Here is a 19,196-nt window from a genome sequence, read left to right on the forward strand (position 1 = left end):
ATGGACAACGAACAGAAGCTCCGGGACTACCTCAAGCTTGCCACCGCCGATCTCCGACGGACGCGGCAGCGGGTCAATGAGCTGGAGACGGCGGCCCAGGAGCCGATCGCCATCATCGGTATGACCTGCCGCTACCCCGGCGGTGTCAGCAGCCCGGAAGACCTCTGGCGGCTGGTCGAGGCCGGTGAGAACGGCATCACGGCGTTCCCCACCGACCGCGGCTGGGACGCCGAGGCGCTCGCCTCGTCCAGCACCTCGTCCGGCGGATTCCTGCACGACGCCCCCGACTTCGACGCGGACTTCTTCGGTATCTCGCCGCGCGAGGCCGTGGCGATGGACCCCCAGCAGCGTGTCGCGCTGGAGTCCGCCTGGGAGGCGTTCGAACGCGCGGGCATCGACCCGACCTCGGTCAAGGGCAGCCAGACCGGCGTGTTCATGGGCGCGATGGCCCAGGACTACCGGGTCGGCCCCGCCGACGGCGCCGAGGGGTTCCAGCTCACCGGCAACACCGGCAGCGTCCTGTCCGGACGTATCTCCTACACCTTCGGCACCGTCGGCCCCGCGGTCACCGTGGACACCGCCTGCTCCTCCTCGCTCGTGGCCGTCCATCTCGCCACCCAGGCGCTTCGCGCGGGGGAGTGCACCCTCGCGCTGGCCGGCGGTGTCACCGTGATGTCGAGCCCCGGCACCTTCATCGAGATGGGCCGGCAGGGCGGCCTCTCCGCGGACGGCCGCTGCCGCTCGTTCGGGGACACCGCCGACGGCACGGGCTGGGCCGAGGGCGTCGGTGTCCTCGTCCTGGAACGGCTCTCCGACGCCCGGCGCAACGGGCACGAGATCCTTGCCGTGGTACGTGGCACCGCCGTCAACCAGGACGGCGCGTCGAACGGACTGACCGCCCCCAACGGCCCCTCCCAGCAGGAGGTCATCCAGCAGGCCCTGATCAACTCCCGGCTCTCCGCCGCCGAGGTCGACGCCGTCGAGGCGCACGGCACCGGCACCACCCTCGGTGACCCGGTCGAGGCACAGGCCCTGCTCGCCACCTACGGCCAGGGCCGCGACGAGAGCCGGCCGCTGCTGCTGGGCTCCGTCAAGTCGAACATCAGCCACACCCAGGCCGCCGCCGGTGTCGCCGGTGTCATCAAGATGGTCATGGCGATGCGCCACGGAGTGCTGCCGCGGACCCTGCTGGCGGACGAACCCTCCTCGCATGTCGACTGGTCGCGGGGCGCGGTCCGCGTCCTCACCGAGAACGCCCCCTGGCCCGAGACCGGCGCGCCCCGGCGCGCGGGCGTCTCCTCCTTCGGTATCAGCGGCACCAACGCGCACACCATCGTCGAACAGGCCCCGGCCGCCACCGAGAGCGATGACGCTGCCGACGCCCCCGCGGACGGCGCGGGCATCGAGCCGGGCACCGTACCGCTGCTGATCTCCGGACGGACCCGGCAGGCCCTGCGCGCCCAGGCCGCCGGGCTGCTGGCCGCGCTGGCGGCCGACCCCGCCGCGACCGTCCTCGACACCGCCTACTCACTGGCCACCACCCGGGCCGGCTTCGAGCACCGCGCCGTACTCATGGCCGCCGACCGCGACGGCGCGCTCGCCGCGCTGACGGCGCTCACCGAGGACGGGGAGACGGCGGGCCCGCCGGCGGGCGCCGTCCAGGGCGCCACCCGGAGTGACGGGAAGCTGGCGTTCCTCTTCACCGGCCAGGGCTCCCAGCGCCTCGGCGCCGGCCGTGAACTCCACGCCAGATTCCCGGTGTTCGCCCAGGCGCTGGACGCCGCCTGCGCCGCACTCGACCCGTTCCTCGACCGGCCGCTGCGCGAGGTGCTCTGGGGCGAGGACGCCGACGCGCTGAACCGTACCGAGTACGCGCAGCCCGCGCTGTTCGCCGTCGAGGTCGCGCTGTACCGGCTCGTCGAGTCCTGGGGCGTCAAGCCCGACTATCTGACCGGCCACTCGATCGGTGAGATCACCGCCGCCCATGTCGCGGGCGTACTGTCGCTGACCGACGCGGCGGCCCTCGTCACCGCCCGCGGCCGGCTGATGCAGGCGCTGCCCGAGGGCGGTGCGATGATCGCCGTACAGGCCACCGAGGACGAGGTCACCCCGCTGCTGTCCGGCCACGAGGACGCGGTGTCGATCGCCGCGGTCAACGGCCCCTCCGCCCTCGTCCTGGCCGGTGAGGAGAGCGCGGTCACCGAGATCGCCGGCCGCCTGGCGGACGGGGGCCGCAAGACCAAGCGGCTGACGGTCTCGCACGCCTTCCACTCGCCGCTCATGGAGCCCATGCTCGACGAGTTCCGCGCCGTGGTGGCCGGCCTGTCCCTCCAGGCCCCCCTGCTGCCGTTCGTCTCCAACCTCACCGGCGAGCCCGCCACGGTCGCGCAGGTGACCTCCGCCGACTACTGGGTGGACCATGTCCGGCGGGCCGTACGGTTCGCCGACGGCGTCGGCTGGCTCGCCGGGCACGGCGTCACCACCTTCCTCGAACTCGGCCCCGACAGCGTGCTGTCCGCGATGGCCGAGGACTGCCTCGACTCGGCGGACACCGCGGACCACGCGGCGCTCCCCGCGCTGCGGGCAGGCCGCCCCGAGGCCGACACCCTCACCACCGCGCTGGCCGGACTGTACGTACGCGGCGTCACCGTCCGCTGGGCGGAGTACTTCGCGGGCACCGGCGCGCACCGCCACGACCTGCCGACCTACGCCTTCCAGCGCCGCAGGTACTGGCCCAAGGGCGGCGCCCGGAACCAGTCGGCCGATCTGCGGGCCGCCGGGCTCGGCGCGGCCCACCACCCGCTGCTCTCCGCCGCCGTCTCCCTCGCCGACTCCGAGGGCGTCCTGCTCACCGGCCGGCTCTCGCTCCAGTCCCACCCGTGGCTCGCCGACCACGCCGTGCGCGGCACCACGCTGCTGCCCGGCACCGCCTTCCTCGAACTCGCCCTGCGCGCGGGCGACGAGGTGGGCTGCGATCTGGTCGAGGAACTGACCCTGGCCGCGCCGCTGATCCTTCCGGAACGGGGCGGTATCCAGGTCCAGCTGTGGATCGGCAACCCGGACGACTCCGGCCGTCGCACCGTCAATGTCTACTCGCGCCCCGAGGGAAGCGACGAGACGGCCTGGACGCGGCACGCCACCGGCGTACTCTCCGTCGACGGGCGGGCCGAGGAGCGGGGCGCCGGGTTCGACGCGGCCGTCTGGCCCCCCGCCGGGGCCGAGCCCGTCGCCGTCGAGGGCGTCTACGACCGGCTGGCCGACGACGGCTTCGCCTACGGTCCGGTCTTCCAGGGGCTGCGGGGCGCCTGGCGGCGCGACGGCGAGGTGTACGCCGAGGTCACGCTGCCCGAGGGCGGCGAGGCCGACGCGGACGCGTTCGGTCTGCACCCCGCGCTGCTGGACGCGGCGCTGCACGCGGCGTCCTTCGTCGAACTCGGCGCGGAGAGCCGCGGCGGACTGCCCTTCTCGTGGGAGGGCGTGTCGCTGCACGCGACCGGCGCCACCGCGCTGCGGGTACGGCTCACCCCGGCCGCCGGGGACGCGGTCTCGATCACCGTCGCGGACACCTCCGGCGAGCCGGTCGTCTCCGTCGAGTCGCTGGTGCTGCGCGCCGTCGCGGCGCAGCAGGTGGGCGCCGCCGCCACGGCCGCCCGCGACGCGCTGTTCGGCCTGGACTGGATCCCCGTACGCGAGGGGACGCGGGCCCCCGAGTCCGTCGCCCTGGTCGGACCCGACGTGTTCGGACTCGCCGGGCCCGAGGCGCCGGCCGGCCCGCTCGCGGTCCATCCCGAGCTGGCGGCGCTGGCCGCGGGCGGGGAGCCGGTACCGGCCGTCGTACTCATGACGGTCGGTGGCACCTCCGGGGACGACGCGGCAGCGTCCGCGCACGCGCTGACCGCGGACGTCCTGGCGGCGGCGCGGGCCTGGCTCGCGGAGGAGCGGTTCACCGGATCACGGCTGGTGTTCGTGACGCGCGGCGCGGTGGGTGGCACCGATGTGGCGTCGGCCGCGGCGTGGGGGCTGGTGCGCTCCGCGCAGTCGGAGCACCCCGGCAGCTTCGGCCTGGTCGATCTGGACCCGGCGGGGCCACTCGCGCTTCCGCTCCGGGCGCTGGGTACGGACGAGCCGCAGCTGATCGTCCGGGACGGCGAGCCCAGGGCCGGGCGGCTGGTGCGCAGGGCGCTCGGCGAGATCGGGACAGGGCCGGTCTGGGACACCGACGGCAGTGTGCTGATCACCGGAGGTACGGGTGGTCTGGGCGCGGTGATGGCGCGGCATCTGGTGGCGGAGCATGGAGTGCGCCGGCTGCTGCTGGTGAGCCGCCGGGGTCCGGCCGCCGAGGGCGCCGAAGCCCTGACGGACGAGCTGACGGAGCTGGGCGCCGAGGTCTCGGTCGAGGCGTGCGACGTGGCCGACCGCGAGGCTCTGGCCGGGCTGCTGGCCCGCCACACCGTCTCCGCGGTGATCCACACGGCGGGTGTGCTGGACGACGGTCTCATCGCCTCGCTCACACCGGAGCGGCTGGCGGCGGTCCTGCGCCCCAAGGCCGACGCGGCCTGGCATCTGCATGAACTGACACGCGGTCAGGAGCTGGCCGCGTTCGTGGTCTTCTCGTCGGTCGCCGGAGTGATCGGCAGCGCGGGACAGGGCAACTACGCGGCCGGAAACGCCTTCCTGGACGCGCTGATGGAGCACCGTCGCGCCGAGGGCCTGCCGGGTGTGTCCCTCGCCTGGGGCCCCTGGGACCGTACCGGCGGTATGACGGGCTCCCTGGCGGAGTCCGAGGCGGAGCGGCACGCACGCTCCGGGGTGCCCGCGCTCCCGGTCGAGCAGGGCGTGGCGCTGTTCGACGCGGCGCTGACCACCGGCGAGGCCGCCGTCGTACCCGTACGGCTGGATCTGCCGGTGCTCCGCGCACAGGGCGATGTCCCGCCGCTGCTGCGGTCGTTGATCCGTACCCGCGCCCGCCGGACGTCCGTCGCGGGATCGAGTACGGCCGGCGGTCTCGTCCAGCGGCTGACCAGGCTGGAGGCGACCGAGCGCGCCGAGCTGCTGCTCGATCTCGTACGCGGACAGGTCGCCCTCGTCCTCGGCCACACCAGTGGCGCGGACATCGACGCCGGGCGCGCCTTCCGCGAGCTGGGCTTCGACTCGCTGACGGCGGTGGAGCTGCGCAACCGACTGGGCACCGTCACCGGACTGCGGCTGCCTGCCACCCTGGTCTTCGACTACCCGACCGTGCGCGCTCTCGCCGCCTATCTCCTCGATGAACTGCTGGGCTCCGACACGGCTGTCGCCGGGCCCGCCGCCACCCGGACCGCCGCGGTGGCCGACGATCCGATCGTGGTCGTCGGGATGAGCTGCCGCTACCCGGGCGGGGTGGCTTCGCCGGAGGATCTGTGGCGTCTGGTCACCGAGGGCGCGGACGCCATCTCCGGCTTCCCCACCAACCGCGGCTGGGACGTCGAGTCGCTCTACCACCCGGACCCGGACCACGCCGGTACGGCGTACACCCGCTCGGGCGGATTCCTGCACGAGGCGGGCGAGTTCGACCCCGCCTTCTTCGGGATGAGCCCGCGTGAGGCGCTGGCGACCGACTCGCAGCAGCGGCTGCTGCTCGAAGCCTCCTGGGAGGCCGTGGAGCGGGCGGGCATGGACCCGACGACGCTGCGCGGCAGTGCGACCGGTGTGTTTGCCGGGGTGATGTACAGCGACTACGGCGCGGTGCTCGCCGGTCCGGAGTTCGAGGGCTTCCGGGGCGGCGGCAGCTCGGCGAGCCTGGCCTCCGGCCGGGTCTCGTACACGCTGGGCCTGGAGGGTCCGGCGGTGACGGTGGACACGGCGTGCTCGTCGTCGCTGGTGGCGATGCACTGGGCGATGCAGGCGCTGCGCAGCGGTGAGTGCTCGCTGGCGCTGGCCGGTGGTGTGACGGTGATGTCGACCCCGTCGGTGTTCGTGGACTTCGCACGCCAGCGCGGCTTGTCGCCCGACGGCCGCTGCAAGGCGTTCTCCGACTCGGCCGACGGCGTGGGCTGGTCCGAGGGCGTCGGCATGCTGGTCCTGGAGCGCCTCTCGGACGCCCGGCGCAACGGCCACGAGATCCTCGCCGTGGTCCGTGGCTCGGCCGTCAACCAGGACGGTGCGTCGAACGGCCTCACCGCCCCGAACGGCCCTTCGCAGCAGCGGGTGATCCGTCAGGCGCTGGCCGGCGGCGGACTGGCGGCCGATGACGTCGATGTGGTCGAGGCGCACGGCACGGGTACGACGCTGGGCGACCCGATCGAGGCCCAGGCCCTGCTCGCCGCGTACGGCAGGGACCGTGACCCGGAGCGTCCGCTGCTGCTCGGCTCGGTGAAGTCGAACATCGGTCACACCCAGGCCGCCGCCGGAGTCGCCGGTGTGATCAAGATGATCATGGCGATGCGCCATGGCGTGCTGCCCCGGACACTGCACGTGGACGCTCCGTCCTCGCATGTGGACTGGTCCGAGGGCGCGGTGGAGCTGCTGACCGAGCAGACCGCCTGGCCCGAGACCGGCCGCCCGCGCCGGGCCGGTGTCTCCTCGTTCGGGATCAGCGGCACCAACGTCCACACCATCATCGAGCAGGCCCCGCGCACCCCGGCCCCCGCGCACACCGCGCCGCGCCGCGAGCCCGGAGCCGTGCCCTGGCTGATCTCGGGCCGGACCCGGGACGCCCTGCGCGGCCAGGCCGCCCGGCTGCTCTCCTACGTACAGGCGCGGCCCGAACTGGACCTGGTGGACGCGGCGTTCTCGCTCGCCACCACCCGCACCCGGTTCGACCAGCGCGCGGCCGTGGTGGCCGAGGACCGTACCGCGCTGCTGCGGTCCCTCAGCGCACTGGCCACCGACCGCCCCGACGCCGGACTGATCGAGGGCGAGGCGGCACGGCGGGGCAGGACCGCGATGCTCTTCACCGGCCAGGGCAGCCAGCGGGCCGCCATGGGACGCGAACTGTACGAGCGGTTCCCGGCGTTCGCCGACGCCCTCGACGCGGTGTTCGCCGAGCTGGATCCGCTACTCGACCGCCCGCTGCGCGAGGTGCTGTTCGCCGACGCGGGCACCGCCGAGGCCGCGCTGCTCGACGAGACCGGCTGGACCCAGCCCGCGCTGTTCGCGGTCGAGGTCGCGCTGTTCCGTCTCGTACGGTCCTGGGGCGTCACGCCGGACTACGTGGCCGGTCACTCGATCGGTGAACTCGCGGCGGCCCATGTCGCGGGCGTGCTGACGCTCGCGGACGCCTGCGCCCTGGTCGTGGCCCGCGGCCGGCTGATGCAGGCGCTGCCCGCCGGCGGCGCGATGGTCGCGGTGCGGGCGGCCGAGGACGAGGTCACCCCGCTGCTGGCCAGCCGCGAGGACTCCGTCTCGATCGCGGCGGTCAACGGCCCCGACTCGGTCGTCGTCTCCGGGGACGAGGACGCCGTCCTGGAGATCGCCGCCGCGTTCGACGCGCGCGGGCGCAAGACCAAGCGCCTGCGGGTGAGCCATGCCTTCCACTCGCCGCGCATGGCCGCGATGCTCGACGCGTTCCGCACCGTCGCGGAAGGACTCACCTACAGCGCGCCGCGCATCCCGCTGGTCTCCAACTTGACCGGCGCCCTCGCCGCCGACGAGCAGGTGTGCTCGGCGGAGTACTGGGTCGCCCATGTCCGCGACGCGGTCCGCTTCGCCGACTGCGTACGCACCCTGCGCGACGCCGGCACGACCACCTTCCTGGAACTGGGCCCCGACGCACCGCTCTCCGCCATGGTCCAGGACACCCTGGGCGACACCTACGAAGCCGAACTCATCCCGCTCTGCCGCGCCGACCGCGCCGAGGAAGTGGCCGTCACCACCGCGCTGGCCAGGCTCCAGGTCCAGGGCGGCACGGTCGACTGGCCGGCCTACTTCGCGGGCGGCGGCGCCCGCCGCGTCGATCTGCCGACCTACGCCTTCCAGCACACGTACTACTGGCCCGAGCTGCCACCGGCCCCAGGTGCGGCGACCGCCGACCCGGGGGACCAGCGGCTGTGGGCCGCCGTGGAGCGCGGCGACGCCGATGAGCTGGCCGCCATCCTCGGTCTGGGCGAACAGGAACACGACTCCCTCGGCTCGCTGCTGCCCGCGCTGACCTCCTGGCGCCGCGGCAACCAGGAGAAGACCCTGCTGGACTCGCTGCGCTATCGCGTCGAATGGACGAGGCTCGACAAGCCGGCCGCCCCGGTCCTGGACGGCACCTGGCTGCTCGTCACCAGCGACACCGACGGCTCTCCCGCGGAGGACGGCGCGCGTGCGGAGGACGGCGGCGATCTCGCCGAGCGACTGGCGGGCGCGCTCAGCGCCCACGGCGCGCGGGTACGCCGTCTCGTCCTGGACCCCTCGTGCGCCGACCGGCGGACGCTGGCCGCGCGGCTCGAAGCCGCCGCGTCCACCGACGATGTGGACAGCGCCGCCCAGGTGCTCTCCCTGCTCCCGCTGGACGAGCGCCCGAGCGACAGCTACGCGCCGCTCACCCACGGCCTCGCCCTGACGCTCGCGCTCGTCCAGGCGCTGGACGACACCGGAGCCAGGGGACGGCTGTGGACGGCCACCCGGGGCGCCGTGTCCACCGGCCCCGCCGACCCGGTCACCCGCCCCGCCCAGGCCGCCGCCTGGGGCCTGGGCAGGACCGTGGCCCTGGAGTACCCACGGCTCTGGGGCGGACTGATCGATCTGCCCGGCACCCTCGACCAGCGGGCCGCCCAGCGGCTCGCGGGTGTGCTCGCCACGAAGGACGCCCCCGACGGCGAGGACCAGATCGCGCTGCGCGCCTCCGGAGTCTCCGGCCGCCGGCTCGTCCGGTACACCGTCGACGCGCTGCCCGCCGCCGAGGAGTTCACCGCCCGGGGCACCGTACTGGTCACCGGCGGCACCGGTGGCCTCGGCGCCGAGGTCGGCCGCTGGCTGGCCCGCTCCGGCGCCGAGAATCTCGTCCTCACCTCCCGGCGCGGTCCTGACGCCCCCGGCGCCGCCGAACTCCGCGCCGAGCTGGAGGAGTTGGGCGCCCGCGTGGAGATCGTCGGCTGCGACGCCGCCGACCGTGACGCGCTCGCCGCCGTACTCGCCGGCATCCCGGCCGAACTGCCGCTGACCGGCGTGGTGCACACCGCGGGCGTCGGCCAGTACGGCCCCCTGGCCGAGCTGACCCCCGCCGAGTTCGCCGAGCTGACCTCCGCGAAGCTGGCGGGCGCCGCCCATCTCGATGCCCTGCTCGGGGACCGCGAACTCGATCTGTTCGTCCTCTTCGGCTCCGTCGCCGGTGTCTGGGGCAGCGGCGGCCAGAGCGCCTACGGCGCCGCCAACGCCTATCTCGACGCCCTCGCCGAGCACCGGCGCGCCCGGGGGCTGACCGCCACGTCCGTCGCCTGGGGCCCCTGGGCCGAAGCCGGTATGGCCACCGACGAGACGGTCTCCGACACCCTCAGGCGCCAGGGACTCGGTTTCCTGGAGCCCGGCCCGGCCATGACCGAACTGCGCCGCGCCGTCGTCCAGCGGGACACCACCGTCACGGTCGCCGATGTCGACTGGGCGCGCTACGCGCCGGTCTTCACCTCCGTACGCCCCAGCGCGCTGCTCGCCGGGCTGCCCGAGGTACGGGCGCTCGCGAGCGCCGCCGAGCAGGACGGCACCGGCGGCGCCCCCGAGTTCGTCTCGCGCGTACGCGCCCTGGACGAGGCCGAGCAGGACCGGTTCCTCGCCGATCTCGTACGGAGCGAGGCCGCGGCGGTCCTCGGCCACAGCTCCGCCGACGGCGTCCCGGAAGGACGGGCCTTCCGCGACATCGGCTTCGACTCGCTGACCGCCGTCGAACTGCGCAAACGGCTCTCCGGTGTCACCGGCCTCACCCTGCCGAGCACCATGGTCTTCGACTATCCGACCCCGGTGGAGCTGGCGCGGTATCTGCGGGCCGAGATCCTCGGCTCCGTCCTGGAGGTGACGGGACCGGTCGCCACCGGCGCGGCCGACGACGAACCCATCGCCATCATCGCCATGAGCTGCCGCTTCCCCGGCGGCGCCGACTCCCCGGAACAGCTGTGGGACCTGGTCACCAACGGCACGGACGCGGTGACGGAGTTCCCCGTCAACCGCGGCTGGGACGCCCAGGGGCTCTTCGACCCCGACCCCGACCGGCAGGGCAAGACCTACTCGACGCTCGGCGGATTCCTGCACGAGGCCGACGCGTTCGACCCCACGTTCTTCGGTATCTCCCCGCGCGAGGCGCTGGTGATGGACCCCCAGCAGCGGCTGCTGCTGGAGACCACCTGGGAGTCCTTCGAGCGCGCCGGGATCGACCCCGCCGAGGCACGCTCCAGTCTGACCGGCACCTTCATCGGCTCCAGCTACCAGGACTACGGACTCGGCGCGGGCGACGGCGCCGAGGGCCATATGGTCACCGGCAGCAGCCCGAGCGTCCTGTCCGGACGTATCTCGTATGTCTTCGGGCTCGAAGGCCCCGCCGTCACCGTCGACACCGCCTGCTCGTCCTCGCTGGTCGCGCTGCATCTGGCCTGCCAGTCGCTGCGCAACGGCGAGTCCACGCTCGCCGTCGCGGGCGGCGCCACGATCATGACCACGCCCGCCCCCTTCGTCGCGTTCAGCCGGCAGCGGGCCCTCGCGCAGGACGGCCGCTGCAAGGCGTTCTCCGACGAGGCGGACGGCATGACGCTCGCCGAGGGCGTCGGTATCCTGCTGGTCGAACGGCTCTCCGACGCCCAGCGCAACGGACACCCCGTCCTCGCGGTGATCCGCGGCTCGGCGATCAACCAGGACGGCGCGTCCAACGGACTGACCGCCCCCAACGGCCCCTCGCAGCAGCGCGTGATGCGCCAGGCGCTGGCCAACGCCCGCCTCGCCCCCTCCGACATCGACGCCCTGGAGGCGCACGGCACCGGTACGCCGCTCGGCGACCCGATCGAGGCGCAGGCGCTGCTGGCGACCTACGGCAGGGACCGCGACCCGGAGCGCTCCCTGCTGCTCGGCTCGGTCAAGTCCAATATCGGGCACACCCAGTCCGCCGCCGGTGTCGCGAGCGTCATCAAGATGGTGATGGCGCTGCGCCACGGCGTCCTCCCGAGGACGCTCCACGCGGAGAACCCGTCCTCGCACGTGGACTGGTCCTCCGGCACGGTGCGGCTGCTGCACGAGGCCGTCCAGTGGCCCGAGACCGGCCGCCCGCGCCGGGCCGCCGTCTCGTCGTTCGGTATCAGCGGCACCAACGCCCATACGCTGCTTGAGCAGGCGCCCGTGGCCGACGGGCCCGAGGCGGCCGAGGAGACCGCTCCCGCGCTCCCGCCGGTGCCCGTCGCGGGCGGCGTCGTCCCCTGGGCCGTCTCGGCCAGGACCGGCGCCGCGCTGCGCGAGCAGGCGGCCAGGCTGGTCTCGTACATCGAGAGCGCGGACCCCGCGCCGCGCGCGATCGATCTGGGCCACTCGCTCGTCGCCTCCCGCTCCGTCTTCGAACACCGCGCCGTGGTGGTCCCCGCCGAGGACGGCGACGCGCTGGAGGCCCTGCGCGCCGTCGCGGCCGACGGACCGTCGGCCGTGGTGGCCAGGGGCGTGGCCGATATCGAGGGCAAGACGGTCTTCGTCTTCCCGGGACAGGGCTCGCAGTGGGCCGGAATGGGCGCCCAACTCCTGGAGGAGTCACCGGTCTTCGCCGAGCGGATCGGCGAATGCGCCGCCGCTCTGAGCGAGTTCGTGGACTGGTCCCTCGTCGATGTGCTGCGGGAGACGGAGGGCGCCCCCACGCTGGAGCGCGTCGATGTCGTCCAGCCCGCCTCGTTCGCGGTCATGGTGTCGCTGGCGGCCCTCTGGCGCTCCCGGGGCGTGGAGCCCGCCGCGGTGGTGGGCCACTCGCAGGGCGAGATCGCGGCGGCCGTCGTCTCCGGCGCGCTGTCCCTGCGCGACGGTGCCCGGGTCGTGGCGCTGCGCAGCCAGGCGATCGGCCGCACCCTGGCCGGACACGGCGGAATGATGTCCGTGGCGCTCCCGGTGGACCAGCTGGAGAGCCGGCTGGAGACCTGGTCGGGCCGGGTGTCGGTGGCCGCGGTCAACGGGCCGCGCTCGGTCGTCGTCTCCGGCGAACCCGAGGCACTGGACGAGCTGTCGGCGCGGCTGACGGCCGAGGAGGTACGGGTCCGCCGGGTCGCGGTGGACTACGCCTCGCACTCCGCGCAGGTCGAGAATCTGCACGACGAACTCCTCGATGTCCTCGCGCCGGTCAGCCCTCGCGCCTCCGACGTCCCGTTCTTCTCGACGATGACCGGCGACTGGCTGGACACCGAGGAGATGGACGCGGGCTACTGGTTCCGCAATCTGCGCCGGCGGGTCCTCTTCGCCGACGCCGTACGCGAGCTGCTGGGCGCGGGACACCGCGCCTTCATCGAGGTCAGCTCGCACCCCGTACTGACCATGTCGGTCCAGGACATGATCGACGAGACGGCCGAACCGGCCGTCGCCACCGGCACGTTGCGCCGTGATCAGGGCGGCGTCCCGCGCTTCCTGCTCTCGCTCGCCGAGGCCTACGTACGCGGAGTCGAGGCCGACTGGGCCGGACTGTTCGACGGCACGGACGCCCGCCGGGTCGATCTGCCCACCTATGCCTTCCAGCACGAGAGGCTCTGGGCCATAGCGCCCGCCCCCGGGAACGCGGTCGCCGCCGACCCCGCCGACGAGGAGTTCTGGACGGCGGTGGAGCAGGCGGACCTGTCCGCGCTGACCTCCACCCTGGGCACGGACGAGGACTCCGTGGCCGCCGTACTGCCCGCACTCTCCTCATGGCGCAGGTCCCGCAAGGACCGCTCCACCGTCGACTCCTGGCGCTATCGGGTGTCCTGGACGCCGGTGAGCACCGTTCCGCAACGGTCGCTGACGGGCAGCTGGCTCGTCGTCTCCGCCGAGGGCCAGGACGCCGACGAGGTGGCCGACGCGCTGAGCGGCCAGGGCGCCGAGGTGATCAGGCTGGTGCTCGACGAGCCGTGCGTGGACCGCGCGGTTCTCGCCGAACGGCTGCCGGAGACCGGTGAGTTCGCCGGGGTCGTCTCCACACTCGCCGCCGCCGAGGAGCCCGGGACGCTCCACCCCGGACTGACTCTCGGACTCGCGCTGACCGTCTCGCTGGTACAGGCCCTGGGCGACGCCGGAATCGAGGCCCCGCTGTGGTTCCTCACCCGGGGCGCGGTCTCCACCGGCCGCTCCGACGAGGTCACCTCCCCCGTCCAGGCACAGGTGTCCGGCGTCGGTTGGACCGCCGCGCTTGAGCACCCGCAGCGCTGGGGCGGCGTCATCGATCTGCCGCAGGCGCTCGACCGGCGGGCGGCGGGACGGCTCGCCTCGGCGCTCGCGGGCGCGCTGGGCGAGGAGGACCAGCTCGCCATTCGCCCCTCCGGGGTCTTCACCCGTCGTATCGTCCGCGCCGGAGCCGGTGAGCAGGGAATCCCCCGCGACTGGACACCGCGCGGCACCACGCTCATCACCGGTGGCTCCGGCACTCTCGCCCCGCATCTCGCCCGCTGGCTGGCCGGACAGGGCGCCGGGCACCTGGTGCTGATGAGCCGCCGGGGCATGGACGCCCCGGGCGCGGCCGAACTCGTCGCGGAACTCGCCGCGTCGGGTACGGAGGCCACCGCCGTCGCCTGCGATGTGACCGACCGCGAAGCCGTCGCCGCGCTCCTCGCGGATCTCAAGGCCCAGGGCCGTACCGTACGCACGGTCGTCCACACCGCCGCGCTCATCGAGCTGTACACCCTGGCCGAGACCACCATGGACGCCTTCTCCCGCGTCCTGCACGCGAAGGTGACCGGCGCCCAGGTCCTGGACGAACTCCTCGACAACGACGACCTGGACGATCTGATCCTCTACTCGTCCACCGCCGGTATGTGGGGCAGTGGGGCACACGCCGCCTATGTGGCGGGCAACGCCTATCTCGCCGCGCTCGCCGCCCACCGGCGCGCCCGCGGCCTGCGCGCCACCTCCCTGTCCTGGGGCATCTGGGCCGACGACATCAAGGCCGGCCGCGTCGACCCGAAGATGATCCGGCGCAGCGGTCTGGAGTTCATGGACCCGCAGCTGGCGCTGACCGGACTGAAGCGGGCCCTGGACGACGACGAGACCGTCATCGCGGTCGCCGACGTCGACTGGGAGACGTACTACCCCGTCTACACCTCCAGCCGCCCCACGGCCCTGTTCACCGAGGTCCCCGAGGTCCGGGCGCTCACCGAGGCCGCCGAGCAGGGCACCGGCACCGTCGTGGAGGGCGAGTTCACGGCCAGGCTGCGCGCGCTGTCCGCCGCCGAGCAGGAACGGCTGGTGCTGGAGGTCGTCCGCACCGAAGCCATGGCCGTCCTGGGCCTCTCGGCCCCCGACGCCCTGCCCGACCAGCGCGCCTTCCGCGACGTCGGTTTCGACTCGCTCACCGCCGTCGGACTGCGCAACCGTCTCGCCTCCGTCACCGGGCTGACGCTGCCGACGACCATGGTCTTCGACTATCCGAGCCCCGCCGCGCTCGCCGGATTCCTCCGCTCCGAACTGGCCGGCGCGCAGAGCGCCACCGGGGCGCCCGCGCTCCCCGCGTCCCTCACGGGGTCTCGCTCAGGGTCTCTCTCAGGGGCTCGCTCCGGGTCCCTCTCCGGGGCCGACGACGACCCGATCGCCATCGTCGGCATGAGCTGCCGCTACCCCGGCGGGGTCACCTCCCCCGAGGAGCTGTGGAAGCTCGTCCTGAACGGTACGGACGCCATCTCCGGCTTCCCCGCCGACCGCGGCTGGGACGCCGAGGCGCTCTACGACCCGGACCCGGACCGCTCCGGCAGGACCTACTCCGTCCAGGGCGGATTCCTGCGGGACGTCGCCGAGTTCGACCCGGGCTTCTTCGGTATCTCACCGCGTGAGGCCATGTCGATGGACCCGCAGCAGCGCCTGCTGCTGGAGACGGCCTGGGAAGCCTTCGAACACGCCGGGATCGATATCGTCGCCCAGCGCTCCAGCCTCACCGGCACCTTCATCGGCGCGAGCTACCAGGACTACGCGTCCAGCGTGGCCAACTCCGCGGAGGGCTCAGAGGGCCACATGATCACCGGCACGCTCTCCAGCGTGCTGTCCGGCCGGGTCTCCTACCTCTTCGGCTTCGAGGGCCCCGCCGTCACTCTCGACACCGCCTGCTCCTCCTCGCTGGTCGCGCTGCATCTGGCCTGCCAGTCGCTGCGCGACGGCGAGAGCTCCCTCGCGCTCGCCGGCGGCGTCAGCATCATGTCCACCCCCAGCGCCTTCGTCGGCTTCAGCAGGCAGCGCGCGCTCGCGGTCGACGGCCGCTGCAAGGCGTACGCCGAGGCCGCCGACGGCATGACGCTCGCCGAGGGCGTCGGGCTGGTCCTGCTGGAGCGCCTTTCCGACGCACGGCGCAACGGCCACACCGTACTCGCGGTCGTACGCGGCTCCGCCGTCAACCAGGACGGCGCCTCCAACGGACTCACCGCCCCCAACGGCCCCTCACAGCAGCGGGTCATCCGCCAGGCCCTGGCCAACGCCGGACTTGAGTCCCGCGAGATCGATGTCATCGAGGGCCATGGCACCGGCACCGCGCTGGGCGACCCCATCGAGGCACAGGCGCTGCTCACCACCTACGGACAGGACCGGGACGCCGAACGGCCCCTGCTCCTCGGCTCGGTGAAGAGCAACATCGGCCACACCCAGATGGCCTCCGGCGTCGCCAGCGTGATCAAGTTGGTGCACGCCCTCCAGCAGGGCATCGTGCCGAAGACGCTGCACATCGACACCCCCTCCTCGCATGTGGACTGGTCCTCCGGCGCCATCGGGCTGCTGACCGAGCGGACCGACTGGCCCGAGACGGGCCGGCCCCGCCGCGGCGCCGTCTCCTCCTTCGGACTCAGCGGCACCAATGTGCACACCATCCTCGAACAGGCCCCCGCCGACGAGCCCGCCGAAGGCCCGGCACCGGACAGCGAGCCCCGCCCCGGCCTCCTCCCGCTGGTGGTCTCCGCCAGGAGCGAGACCGCGCTGCGCGCCCAGGCGGGACGGCTGCTCTCGCTGGTGGAGGAGCGCCCCGACGCGCGCCTCACCGACCTCGCCTTCTCCCTGGCCACCTCACGGGCCGGCCTGGAGCGCCGCGCCGCCGTGGTGGCGGGGGAGCGCGACGAACTGCTGCGGGGCCTGCTGGCCCTGCGCGACGGACTGCCTGGCCCCGGGGTCGTCCAGGGCGGTACGGGCCGCGGCCGTACGGCGTTCCTCTTCACCGGCCAGGGCAGCCAGCGCCCCGGCATGGGACGGGAACTGTACGAGCGGTTCCCCGTCTTCGCCGACGCGCTCGACGCCGTACTGGCGCGGGTCGACGGCGCGCTCGACCGGCCGCTGCGCGAGATCCTGTTCGCCGCCGAGGGCTCCGCGGAAGCGGCCCTGCTCGACCGGACCGAGTACGCGCAGCCCGCGCTCTTCGCCATCGAGGTGGCGCTGTTCCGGCTGGCCGTGTCCTGGGGCATCACCCCGGACTATCTGGCCGGGCACTCCATCGGTGAACTCGCCGCCGCCCATGTCGCCGGAGTGTTCTCCCTGGAGGACGCGTGCGCCCTGGTGGTGGCGCGCGGCCGGCTGATGCAGGCGCTGCCCGAGGGCGGCGCGATGATCTCCCTCCAGGCCGCCGAGGACGAGGTCCTGCCGCTGCTCGCCGGACGCGAGGACCAGGTCTCCATCGCCGCCGTCAACGGCCCGGAGTCGATCGTGATCGCGGGCGCCGAGGACGCCGTCCTCGATATCGCCGCGACGCTCGGGGCCGACGGCCGCAAGACCAAGCGGCTGCGGGTGAGCCATGCCTTCCACTCGCCGCTCATGGACGCCATGCTCGACGACTTCGCGCGGGTGGCGCGGGGCATCACGTACCACCCGCCGGTGATCCCCCTCGTCTCCAACGTCACCGGTTCGCTCGCCGCCGACGACCAGGTGAGCACCCCGGAGTACTGGGTCACGCATGTGCGTCAGGCCGTTCGCTTCGCCGACGGGATCAACTGGCTCTCGGCACAGGGCGGTGTGCGGACGTTCCTGGAGACCGGCCCCGACGGCGTGCTCTGCGGCATGGCCAGGGACAGCCTCACCGACGCGCCGCGTACCGGACTGCTGCCGCTGCTGCGGGCGGGCCGCCCCGAGGAGCAGACGGTCGTCACCGCGCTGGCCGGGGCGCACGCCCACGGCGTGGACATCGACTGGGCCGCGTACTTCGCGGACTCCGGCGCACGCCGGATCGAACTGCCCACCTACGCCTTCCAGCGCGAGCGGTACTGGCCCGACACGCTCGCCGTCACGGATACGCCGGTGAGCGCGGGCAGCGCGGCGGACGCCGAGTTCTGGTCGGCCGTGGAGCGCGACGACATCAGCGCGCTCGCCACCTCGCTGGGTCTCGACGACACGACCGTCACCGCGATGGTCCCGGCACTGACCGCCTGGCGCCGCCGCCGCGACGAGCAGTCCGAGGTGGACGCCTGGCGCTACCGGGTCACCTGGAAGCCACAGACCGGATCCACCGCGCCGACCGCGCTCACCGGCCGCTGGCTCGTCCTCGCGCCGCCGTGCACGGAGGACGCCGAGTGGTCCGACGAGGTCGTCCGCGCCCTCGCCACCCCGACCGTCAGCTGCCAGGTCACCGGCGCCGACCGGACCGCACTCGCCGCCCGGCTGGCCGAACTCCACGCCGAACACGGGGAGTTCGCCGGAGTCCTGTCACTGCTCGGCCTGGCCGGCTGTGAGAGCGTCCCACGCACCGGCGTACCCGACTCCCTCATGCTGACCACCGTCGCCGTACAGGCGCTCGGCGACGCCGGGATCGGCGCGCCGCTGTGGACCGTCACCCGCGGCGCGGTCTCCGTGGGCCGCTCCGAGGCGGTGGTCGGACTCGACCAGGCCGCCGTATGGGGCCTCGGCCGCGTCATCGCGCTGGAACAGCCCGACCGCTGGGGCGGCTGCGTCGATCTGCCGGAACAGCTCGACACCCACACCGCGCGCAGGCTGCGCGGCGTCCTGGCCGGGACCGGCGGCGAGAGCGAGGCGGCCGTACGCGCCTCCGGCGTCTTCGTACGCCGGCTCGCCCACAGCCCGGCCACGGGCAGCGGCGGGTCCCTCCCGGACGGGGCGAAGGGGTGCCCGTCCGGCACCATCCTGATCACCGGCGGCACCGGCGGCCTGGGCGGACATGTCGCCCGCGGGCTCGCCCGCGCCGGCGCCGAACATCTGCTGCTCGTCAGCCGGCGCGGCGAGGACGCCCCCGGCGCGGACGCGCTGCGCACCGAACTGACCGGACTCGGCGCCCGGGTCACCATCACGGCCTGCGATGTCGCCGACCGCGAGGCGCTGGCCGCCCTGCTCGCCACCGTCCCCGAGGACACCCCGCTCAGCGCGGTCATCCACACGGCCGGTGTGGTGGCGGACAGTGTGGTGGACGCGCTGACCCAGGAGAGCTTCAGGACCGTCCTGGACGCGAAGGTCGCCTCCGCGCGCCACCTGCACGAACTGACCGCCCAGCTGCCGCTGTCCGCGTTCGTCCTCTTCTCCTCCACGGCGGGCGTCTTCGGCGCCGCGGGACAGGGCAACTACGCCGCGGCCAACGCCTATCTGGACGCCCTCGCCGAATACCGGCGCGCACACGGACAGACCGCGCTCTCGGTGGCCTGGGGCCCCTGGGCCGGATCCGGCATGGTCGCCGACGCGGCCGAGATCGAGACCCGCGTACGGCGCGGCGGATTCGAGCCGCTCGCCCCGGAACCCGCTGTCCGCGCCCTGCTCCGCGCGATCGAGCGGGACGACACCGCCCTCGCGCTCGCCGACATCGACTGGACCCGCTTCCTCCGCGCCTTCGCGCCGACCCGCCCCCTGCCGCTCGTCGGCGACCTGCCCGAGGTACGGCAGTCCGCCACCGCCCCGTCCGGCGCCACGGACGGGGAGCCGGAGCTGCGGCAGCGGCTCGCCGAGCTCCCCGCGGCCGAGCGCGGCGGATACGTACGGGACCTGCTGCGCGGCCAGGTGGCCGCCGTGCTCGGCCACTCCGACGCCGGTGCCATCGAGGACGACCGGGCCTTCCGTGACCTCGGCTTCGACTCGCTGACCACACTCGAACTGCGCAACGGGCTCGCCGCCGCCACCGGGCTCAGCCTCCCCGTCTC

Annotated in this window: 1 protein-coding gene (cut by a window edge); it reads left to right on the plus strand. The window is 73.9% G+C overall.

Going from position 1 to position 19,196, the window contains the following annotated elements; translation table 11 throughout:
• A protein-coding gene (locus tag AB0M67_RS14640) for a type I polyketide synthase (RefSeq protein WP_365745706.1) crosses the window boundary here: on the plus strand, positions 1-19,196 show its 5' portion. It continues 9,475 nt past the right edge of the window; only the first 19,196 of its 28,671 coding nucleotides appear in the window; the start codon lies at positions 1-3; its stop codon lies off the right edge, out of view.

This window comes from Streptomyces sp. NPDC051662, assembly GCF_040681655.1.
Lineage (GTDB): Bacteria > Actinomycetota > Actinomycetes > Streptomycetales > Streptomycetaceae > Streptomyces.